Genomic DNA, 6,196 nt, shown 5'->3' with positions numbered 1-6,196 from the left:
GAGTGGACCGGGGCGCCCGGACCGGATCCGGTCCGGCCCGGTCCGGGCGCCCCGGTCCACTCGATCCGGTCCGGACGCCCCGCCCGGGCCGCGGGCCTCAGCTGCCCGCGAGGATCCCGGTCCGGTACACGGTGCCCGCGCACGCGCCCGGGACCGTCACCGAGGCCGCCGCGCCCGCGGCGTCCGCGCCCTGCGGGCGGTAGCTGACCACGACGCTGCCGTCCGCGTTCGCCTGGCTCTTGCCCAGCTGCGTCGACACGCCGTCCTCGGTGCCCTCGTTGCCCGTCGAGCCGACCCGGCCGTCGGTGCTGCCGCCCACGGTGGGAGGCGCGCTGGTGCCGCCGTCCTGGCCGCCCGCCGCGTCGCCGCCGCCGCCGTCCGTTCCGCCGGAGGTCGTCGGGGACTCCACCGGGTCGTCGGTGGGACAGGAACCGGAGGCGACCCAGGAGACGCGTATCTCGTAGGAGTTGCCGGGGGCCAGCAGCAGCTGCTCGTACTCCTGCTGGTCGCCGGCCTGCCGGACGACGGCGATCCGGGCCGGGTCGGCCGCGCCCAGAGCGCTGACCGAGACGGTGCCCGGGTCGCTCACCGAGCAGCCCGCGATCGAGGAGTTGTACACGCGGAAGACGCCCGAGACGCTGCCGTCGGCGCCGACCGGGCCGAGCTCCCCGACGGGGGCCGACAGCTGGGCCGCCGTGCAGGTGGGGGCGGACGCCGGGGCGCTCGCGTCGGCGCCCGCGTCCTTGCCGCCCTTGCTGTCGCCGCCCCGGGAGCCGACGTCGTCGGTGACGCCCGGCAGGCCGGGGAGCGCGGTGCCGGCGGTGACCCCGGTGTGCAGGTCGTCGCCCTGGCCGCCCTGGACCTCGGTGCCGCCCGAGGCGCTGCCGGCGCGGACGTCCTTGGCGGAGCCCGCCGTGGAGACGTGCACCGCCGCGGGGACGGCCGTGCCGGCGAAGAGGGCGGCCGCCGCCATGCCCACCAGGGCCTGGCGCTTGCGGGCCCGCCGGGCGGGCACCGCGTGCCGGAGGTAGTCCAGGGTGTCGTCGCTGGGCTCGAGCACGTCGACGGCCTGGTGGAGCAGCCGTCGCAGCTCCGCCTCGTCCGGACCGAGCCCGGACCCGAGGCTCTGTTCGTCGGGGCGTTCGTTCACAGGTTCGTTCCCACCGTGCGGTTCGTGCGGGCTGGGTTGCGGGCTGGAGGCGCTCGGGCTCTGCGCCGCCGGACCGTGGTCCGACGGGAGCCAAGGATGCCAGGAGTGGCGGGTGCGGCGTACCCGAGACGGCCGGGAACGGCCGAAAGCGGTGCGCCGCGCCAGGTCGTCGTCGTCGGGACCGCTCATGCCGTCGCTCCCATCGCGACGCGCAGGGCGGCGATGCCGCGGGAGCCGTAGGCCTTCACCGAGCCCACGGATATGCCCAGCGTCTCGGCGACCTGCGCCTCGGTCATGTCGGAGAAGTAGCGCAGCACCAGCACCTCGCGCTGGCGGCGCTGCAGCCCCTTCATGGCCTTGATCAGGGAGTCGCGCTCCAGCTGGTCGTAGGCGCCCTCCTCGGCGCTCGCCATGTCGGGCATCGGCTTCGACAGCAGCTTCAGGCCGAGGATGCGGCGGCGGAGCGCCGAGCGGGACAGGTTGACGACGGTCTGGCGCAGGTAGGCGAGCGTCTTCTCCGGGTCACGGACCCGGCGGCGGGCCGAGTGGACCCGGATGAACGCCTCCTGCACCACGTCCTCGCAGGACGCGGTGTCGTCGAGCAGCAGCGCCGCGAGGCGCAGCAGCGACCGGTAGTGCTCCCGGTAGGTCGCGGTGAGGTGGTCGACCGTGGTTCCGGCCTCGGCCACCGCCTCGGTGGAGCCGGTGGCCTGGGACGGCATGACGCCGTCACCCTGCCGGGGAGCGGGTACACGTGCGCGGCGCGCCGACGGCATGGGCGCGATCACCGGCATGCCACCCGGCGTACCGCCGGGTCTGGGGGACCGGCGAGGGCGCAGGCCGGCGTTGCGTGCCGCCACGGGGAACTCGAGAACCTCTGCCACGCCCGTTGGACGTCCCGACCCCCCTGAGGGTTGTACGCCCTCGTCGAACCCGTCCCGAAATCTTTCATGCCCCGCTCTTCCCCAATACGTCGACCGTCCCCCGGAACGTCCCCCCGACCGCCCTGACGGCGAAAGGGAAATCTTCGGACGGGACAGCGGCCGAGGCAAGAGGCGCCGGCCGGACCGCACACACGTCCGCCCCGATCATATAAAGCTCATGGCCGCCGGCCAGGGGTTTCGTCGCCCGCAGAAAGCGGACGAGGCCCCCCTTTCCTCACCCAAGGACGAGGAAAGACGGGCCCCGGTTCCAGCGGAGGCGTTCCGTCAGCGGCCGGTGCCGCCGTAGACGACGGCCTCGTCGCTGTCCGAGTCGAGACCGAAGGCGGTGTGCACGGCGCGCACGGCCTCGGCGACCACGTCGGCGCGGGTGACCACCGAGATGCGGATCTCCGAGGTGGAGATCAGCTCGATGTTGACGCCGGCCCGGCTGAGCGCGTCGAAGAAGTCGGCGGTGACGCCCGGGTTGGTCTTCATGCCGGCGCCGACGAGGGAGATCTTCGCGATCTGGTCGTCGTAGCGCAGGGAGTCGAACGCGATGGCGGTGCGGGCCTTCTCCAGCGCCTCGATGGCCTTGGGGCCGTCGGACTTCGGCAGCGTGAAGGAGATGTCCGTCAGGCCCGTGGAGGCCGCCGAGACGTTCTGCACGATCATGTCGATGTTGATCTCCGCGTCGGAGATCGCGCGGAAGATCGCCGCGGCCTCGCCCGGCTTGTCGGGCACGCCGACGACCGTGACCTTGGCCTCGGAGGTGTCATGGGCGACACCGGAGATGAGCGCCTGCTCCACCTGCTGCTCCCCTTGCTCAATGGGTTCGTTGCTGACCCAGGTGCCGGGCAGCCCGCTGAAGGACGACCGCACGTGGATCGGGATGTTGTAACGGCGGGCGTACTCCACACACCGGTGGAGCAGCACCTTGGACCCGGACGAGGCCAGCTCCAGCATGTCGCCGAAGGAGATCCGGTCGATCTTCCGGGCCTTCTTGACCACGCGCGGGTCGGCGGTGAACACGCCGTCGACGTCGGTGTAGATCTCGCAGACGTCCGCCTCCAGCGCGGCGGCGAGGGCGACGGCGGTGGTGTCCGAACCGCCGCGGCCGAGGGTGGTGATGTCCTTGGTGTCCTGGCTGACGCCCTGGAAACCGGCGACGATCGCGACGTTGCCCTCGTCCACGGAGGCCTGGATGCGACCCGGCGTGACATCGATGATGCGCGCCTTGTTGTGGACCGAGTCGGTGATGACACCCGCCTGGCTGCCGGTGAAGCTCTGCGCCTCCTGGCCCAGGCTCTTGATCGCCATGGCCAGCAGCGCCATGGAGATCCGCTCTCCGGAGGTCAGCAGCATGTCGAGTTCGCGACCGGCAGGGATCGGCGACACCTGCTCGGCGAGATCGATCAGCTCGTCCGTCGTGTCGCCCATCGCGGAGACCACGACAACCACCTGGTTGCCGCTCTTCTTCGTCTCCACGATCCGCTTGGCGACGCGCTTGATGCCCTCGGCATCGGCTACGGAGGAGCCTCCGTACTTCTGCACGACAAGGCCCACGTGCGCTCCTCGCTCGCTTCCGTCTCTAGCCGCGCGCACAGGTGTGCGGCGGTCGATTCAGTCTAACGAGCGGCTGAAAATCCCATCCGGTCAACCGGATGATGAGATGTCCCGTTCGTGCGCCGCCGCCCGCAGGCGACCGGGGCGGCTCCCGCACCGCCCCGGCCGAGGGCGCGCCTCCCCCGGACGGGTGACGGTAAACCCCTGAGCAGGCCGTATGGCTTACTTCACGTCGCCGTGCGGCTCACTTCACGCGGCGCAGGCCGAGCGGGCCGGCGATCTCCTGGAACATGACCTCGCCCGCGGCCTCGGCCAGCGCCTCCTCCTCGAGGTGCTCGTCGGTGTCCAGGCCGTCCAGCGCCTCCAGGGGCTGGTTGAGCCGGACGTGCGCCACCACGGACTGCAGGGCCCGCAGCGCGCCCGAGGCCATCGCGCCCCAGTTGGAGAGGTAGGAGAACTGCCACCACCACAGCGCCTCGGTCACCCGGCCCGCGCGGTAGTGCGCCATGCCGTGGCGGAGGTCGGTGATGACGCCGGCGAGGTCGTCGGAGATGCGGGCCGGGACCGGCGCGCGGCGCGGCTGGTACGGGTCGAACACCTCGGAGTAGACGTCGACCGGGTCCAGCATCGCGGCCAGCCGCTCGCGCAGCTCGTCGACGTCCAGTTCCGGGCCCAGGTCGGGCTCGTAGCGCTCGTCCGGCACGATGTCCTCGTGCGCGCCGAGACGTCCGCCGGCCAGCAGCAGCTGGGAGACCTCCAGCAGGAGGAACGGGACCGCCGAGTCGGGCTCGTCGCCCCGGGCGACCTCGGTGACGGCGACCAGGAAGCTCTCGACCTGGTCGGCGATCTGGACCGCGAAGTCACCGGGGTCCATCGCGGTGGAGTGCAGCGTTGCGTCAGACATCTAGGAGTCGTCTCCCCTCGAAGGCACGGCCGAGGGTGACCTCGTCCGCGTACTCCAGGTCGCCGCCCACCGGGAGGCCGCTGGCCAGGCGGGTGACCCTGAGGCCCATGGGCTTGATCATGCGGGCGAGGTACGTCGCCGTGGCCTCGCCCTCCAGGTTGGGGTCGGTGGCGAGGATCAGCTCCGTGACGGTGCCGTCGGCGAGCCGCGCGAGCAGCTCCCGGATCCGCAGGTCGTCGGGGCCGACCCCCTCGATGGGGCTGATGGCTCCGCCCAGCACGTGGTAGCGGCCGCGGAACTCGCGGGTCCGCTCGATCGCCACCACGTCCTTGGGCTCCTCCACCACGCAGATGACGGCGAGGTCGCGCCGGGGGTCGCGGCAGACCGCGCACTGCTCCTCCTGCGCGACGTTCCCGCAGGTGACGCAGAAGCGGACCTTGGCCTTGACCTCCATGAGGGCCTGGGCGAGCCGGCGGACGTCCGTCGGCTCGGCCTGCAGGATGTGGAAGGCGATGCGCTGCGCGCTCTTGGGACCGACGCCGGGGAGTCTTCCCAGCTCGTCGATCAGGTCCTGGACCACGCCCTCGTACAACGCCCTGCCTGCCTTCCTCGGGGCTCCCGACGGAGCCGCCCTCTGCGTACGGTAGTCGCCGCCCCCCGGGTCAGAAAGGCAGACCCGGGATACCGCTGCCGCCGCCCAGTCCCTCGGCCAGCGGGCCGAGCTTGCGGGACTGCAGCTCCTGCGCGTTGTCGTTGGCGGCCTTCACCGCGGCGACCACCAGGTCGGCGAGGGTCTCGGTGTCCTCGGGGTCCACCGCCTTGGGGTCGATCACCAGGGCGCGCAGCTCACCGGAACCGGTGACGGTGGCCCGCACCAGGCCGCCGCCGGCCTGACCCTCGACCTCCGTGTTCGCCAGCTCCTCCTGGGCGCGGGCCAGGTCCTGCTGCATCTTCTGGGCCTGCTGCAGCAACTGCTGCATGTTGGGCTGGCCACCACCGGGAAACACGATTCAGCTCCTGAGCTCGCTGGGCCGGCGCGTTCGCACCGGGCACGACGGTTCCGACACGCCGGAACACGACACGTCACGGACACGTCTTTCCTGTGAGGGCGGAAAGATTCACCCCTCTTGAACGAGCCTACGCGGTCGACGCGATGGCCGCTCCGTCACACTTTCGGGTGAGCGTGTCGAGGCTCCTGCGCCTGTTGAAAGGCCACTTACGGGCGGATCCGTGGTTCAAACCGCTGCCTGTGCCACTCGTTGGGGGGTAGGAAGGGTGCCGACACGCGGAGCACGCCACGTGATCACCGCGTCACGCACAGTGCCGACGCTGGGTACGGGATCCGGTCGCTGGAGCCGGAGGGCCGGCCGTGGCCCGGACCGCGGGGGCGGCGACGGCGGGCGCGGGCAGGCGGCCGCCGGGCGGGTCGGCAGTGATCGTTTACAGGTGTGTGGGGAGTAGCCGGGTGAGTCAGCCGGAGATGCCGGAGAGCGGGTCCGAGGAGCCGCCGTCGTCGCCGTCGCGTGAGGGCGGGCGGTCCGAGGCGCCGTCGGGCGCGGGCGACCGGCCCCCCGGTACCGGCATCGCCGGCGCCCGGTCCGGCGGGGCGCGCACCGGCGGCCGGACCGGCGGTTGGCGCGCCGGCCTCGGCAGGAC

The 6,196-nt window shown here is 72.3% G+C and carries 6 protein-coding genes and 1 pseudogene; 1 reads left to right on the top strand and 6 read right to left on the bottom strand.

Annotated elements, in window-relative coordinates:
• Window positions 1-97: 97 nt before the first annotated feature.
• The 6 genes from ACOV8S_RS28485 to ACOV8S_RS28460 form a co-directional block, all read right to left on the bottom strand.
• Window positions 98-1,150, bottom strand: a complete 1,053-nt coding sequence (locus tag ACOV8S_RS28485; RefSeq protein WP_448321380.1) for a hypothetical protein — start codon at window positions 1,148-1,150, stop codon at window positions 98-100.
• Window positions 1,151-1,335: 185 nt separating this feature from the next.
• Window positions 1,336-2,034, bottom strand: a complete 699-nt coding sequence (locus ACOV8S_RS28480) for a SigE family RNA polymerase sigma factor (protein WP_448321379.1) — start codon at window positions 2,032-2,034, stop codon at window positions 1,336-1,338.
• A gap of 324 nt (window positions 2,035-2,358) precedes the next feature.
• Window positions 2,359-3,636 carry an aspartate kinase gene (locus tag ACOV8S_RS28475; protein ID WP_448321378.1) on the bottom strand — a complete coding sequence of 426 codons (1,278 nt, stop codon included), beginning with the start codon at window positions 3,634-3,636 and terminating at the stop codon, window positions 2,359-2,361.
• Between the two features lie 244 nt (window positions 3,637-3,880).
• Window positions 3,881-4,540: a DUF5063 domain-containing protein gene (locus ACOV8S_RS28470; RefSeq protein ID WP_448321377.1), complete on the bottom strand. Its 660-nt coding sequence runs from the start codon at window positions 4,538-4,540 to the stop codon at window positions 3,881-3,883.
• Entirely contained in the window at window positions 4,533-5,132 is a 600-nt protein-coding gene (gene recR, locus ACOV8S_RS28465) for a recombination mediator RecR (protein ID WP_448321376.1), read from the bottom strand. Before recR ends, ACOV8S_RS28470 begins: the two co-directional genes overlap by 8 nt.
• A gap of 70 nt (window positions 5,133-5,202) precedes the next feature.
• Window positions 5,203-5,547, bottom strand: coding sequence for a YbaB/EbfC family nucleoid-associated protein (locus ACOV8S_RS28460; protein ID WP_108956940.1), 345 nt, complete (start codon window positions 5,545-5,547; stop codon window positions 5,203-5,205).
• A 458-nt stretch (window positions 5,548-6,005) separates the two neighbouring features.
• On the opposite strand from ACOV8S_RS28460, the pseudogene ACOV8S_RS28455 reads away from it, so the two are divergent.
• Window positions 6,006-6,196, top strand: a pseudogene (locus tag ACOV8S_RS28455) (hypothetical protein); the annotation flags it as partial.

It is taken from the genome of Streptomyces sp. CO7 (assembly GCF_053474865.1).
Note: the sequence above shows the minus strand (reverse complement) of the source record. Positions and strands in the feature narration are given on the sequence as shown.